We start from the raw sequence: 2,378 nt of genomic DNA, 5'->3' as shown, positions 1-2,378 counted from the left end.
AAGCCCATGGAGCCGAAGATCGCCTCGATGCGCTCGAGCGTGAGGCTCACCGGGTGCAGACCGCCCTGCCCACGCTGCCGCCCTGGCAACGTCACATCCAGCGCCTCGGCCTTCAATTGAATCTGCAGCTCGGCATCGGCCAACGCCTGGCGGCGCTCAGTCAGTGCCGCCTCAATCGCCTGCTTCGCCAGGTTGATCGAAGCGCCCCGGGTCTTCTTTTCGTCGACCGGCAGCGCCGCCATTCCCTTCATCAGCTCGGTGATGCGGCCGGCCTTGCCCAGGTACTGGGCCTTGGCGTTTTCCAGATCGGCCGGGGTGGTGGCCTGCGCAAACGCTGCGCGGGCGCTGTCAACCAGTGCGTCCAACTCGTTCATGTGTGTGCTTGAATCGTTGCCAATGAAAAAAGGGGTTGAAGCCAGCGAGGGAATTCCCTCAAGCCTCAACCCCTTTGAGCGACCGGAGATCACCGCCATGAAGCGGTATCCCTGTCGTGAATCAAGCGGCCAGCTTGGCTTTGACTTGCTCCACGATGCTGCCAAAGGCAGCCGGGTCGTTCACGGCCAGATCGGCCAGAACCTTGCGGTCGATTTCGATCGAAGCTTTCTTCAGACCGTTGGCGAACTGGCTGTACGTCATGCCGCATGCGCGAGCACCGGCGTTGATACGGGCAATCCACAACTGACGGAAGACGCGCTTCTTGGTGCGGCGATCGCGGTATGCGTATTGCCCCGCCTTCATCACCGCCTGTTTGGCGATGCGGAAGACGTTGCCGCGACGGCCGCGGAAACCTTTGGCCAGAGCCAGTACTTTTTTGTGTCGGGCGCGAGCCGTGACACCACGTTTGACGCGAGGCATGTGTGTTCTCCTGTTCGTCGTTGATCAAATACCCATGCCGGGCAGCATCTGCGCCATGTGACCCATGTTGGTCTCATGCACAGTGACTGAACCGCGCAGGTGGCGCTTGTTCTTGGTGGTCTTCTTGGTCAGGATGTGACGTTTGAAGGCTTGACCGCGCTTGACGGTGCCACCGGGACGAACGCGAAAACGCTTCTTCGCGCTGCTCTTGGTCTTCATTTTGGGCATCTTCATGCTCCTTTTCGTTTGTGCTCGTGAGGCGCTGCGAACCTTCCGCAGACTTGTAGGCCCCGAGCCACTTTTGATGGAAGGCCTTTCGGCCCTCCGGTTCGGCGTCCGGCTTTACAGCCAGCGCCTCGGACCAGCAGGAGACTACCCTGCCCGTCCAATGCTGTTCTTCTCACCAGCGGCCCTCAGGCTGCCGGCTGTCCCGCCGCGGGCGTTGCCGCCTCGGCTGGTTTCGCTGCCCCGCCACCGGTCTTTTTGCGACCGGGCGCGATCATCATGATCATCTGGCGGCCTTCCAACTTGGGAAATTGCTCCACGATGATCGAATCGGCCAACTCATCACGGATGCGGTTCAACAGGGCCAGACCCAGATCCTGGTGGGTGATCTCACGACCGCGAAACCGCAGCGTGATCTTGCACTTGTCACCATCGTCCAGAAAGCGCCGGATGTTGCGCATCTTGATGTTGTAGTCGCCATCGTCGGTACCGGGCCGGAATTTGATTTCCTTGATCTCGATGACCGTCTGCTTGGCTTTGGCTTCAGCCGCCTTCTTCTGCTCCTGGTACTTGAACTTGCCGTAGTCCATCAGGCGACACACGGGAGGCACGGCCGTGGCCGCGATTTCAACCAGGTCCACGTCCAGTTCACCGGCCATGCGCAGCGCTTCAGACAGACTGACGATGCCGAGCGGCTCGTTTTCCGGACCGTTGAGGCGAACCTCGGGGGCCATGATTTCACGGTTCAGTCGGTGTGCGCGCTCTTCACGTTGGCGGCGGTCGCGAAAGTTGGTAGCTATGGTGGTTTCCTTGATGTGGGCTGTTCAGGCGACAGGGCAGCCCCTCGGCCGCCCGCATGCACATGAAGTGCGCCACGGCAGCAGGGGTATCAACCTCGATGTTTGTAATCAAACCTTGGATGAAACGTCTGCCGCAATGAGTCTGGAAAAGGCTTCCAGCGGCATGACACCGAGGTCTTTGTTACCCCGAGCCCGAACAGCCACGGCACCAGCTTCTTTTTCCTTGTCGCCCACGACAAGGATGAAAGGCAGCTTTTGCAACGCGTGCTCTCGTATTTTATACGTGATTTTCTCGTTGCGCAGGTCGGTCATGACCCTAAGCCCTTGATTTTGCAATGATTTCGCGATTTCCCGACAGTAATCGGCCTGCGCGTCGGTGATGTTGAGCACCGCCACCTGCACCGGAGCGAGCCACGTGGGCAGTGCGCCGGCGTGTTCTTCGATCAGGATGCCGATGAAGCGCTCCAGGCTGCCGACGATGGCACGGTGCAGCATCAC

The 2,378-nt window shown here is 60.0% G+C and carries 4 protein-coding genes and 1 pseudogene; all 5 read right to left on the bottom strand.

Features of this window, described 5'->3' with window-relative positions; translation table 11 throughout:
* Window positions 1-374, bottom strand: a pseudogene (locus Q1W68_RS07050) (phenylalanine--tRNA ligase subunit alpha); the annotation flags it as partial.
* Window positions 375-495: 121 nt separating this feature from the next.
* On the bottom strand, window positions 496-855 hold the full coding sequence (gene rplT / locus Q1W68_RS07045; RefSeq protein ID WP_069046248.1) for a 50S ribosomal protein L20: 360 nt from the start codon (window positions 853-855) through the stop codon (window positions 496-498).
* A gap of 24 nt (window positions 856-879) precedes the next feature.
* A complete protein-coding gene (gene rpmI, locus Q1W68_RS07040) occupies window positions 880-1,083 on the bottom strand; it encodes a 50S ribosomal protein L35 (RefSeq protein WP_056275072.1) in 204 nt (67 codons plus the stop codon).
* 185 nt (window positions 1,084-1,268) lie between these two features.
* Window positions 1,269-1,880 (bottom strand): translation initiation factor IF-3, encoded by a 612-nt coding sequence (infC, locus tag Q1W68_RS07035; RefSeq protein WP_300649161.1) that lies wholly within the window; start codon window positions 1,878-1,880, stop codon window positions 1,269-1,271.
* A gap of 108 nt (window positions 1,881-1,988) precedes the next feature.
* A partial coding sequence (locus tag Q1W68_RS07030; RefSeq protein WP_300715967.1) for a His/Gly/Thr/Pro-type tRNA ligase C-terminal domain-containing protein occupies window positions 1,989-2,378 on the bottom strand: 390 nt, incomplete at its 5' end.

Origin of the sequence: Hydrogenophaga sp. (genome assembly GCF_030158645.1) — a bacterium.
In the GTDB taxonomy this organism is placed as follows: domain Bacteria; phylum Pseudomonadota; class Gammaproteobacteria; order Burkholderiales; family Burkholderiaceae_C; genus Hydrogenophaga.
This window is presented reverse-complemented; position numbering and strand designations above follow the sequence as displayed.

Excerpts from the sequence above, each read along its gene's own strand:
- rplT (WP_069046248.1), bottom strand. The coding sequence starts at position 855 with ATGCCTCGCGTCAAACGTGGTGTCACGGCTCGCGCCCGACACAAAAAA.
- rpmI (WP_056275072.1), bottom strand. The coding sequence starts at position 1,083 with ATGCCCAAAATGAAGACCAAGAGCAGCGCGAAGAAGCGTTTTCGCGTT.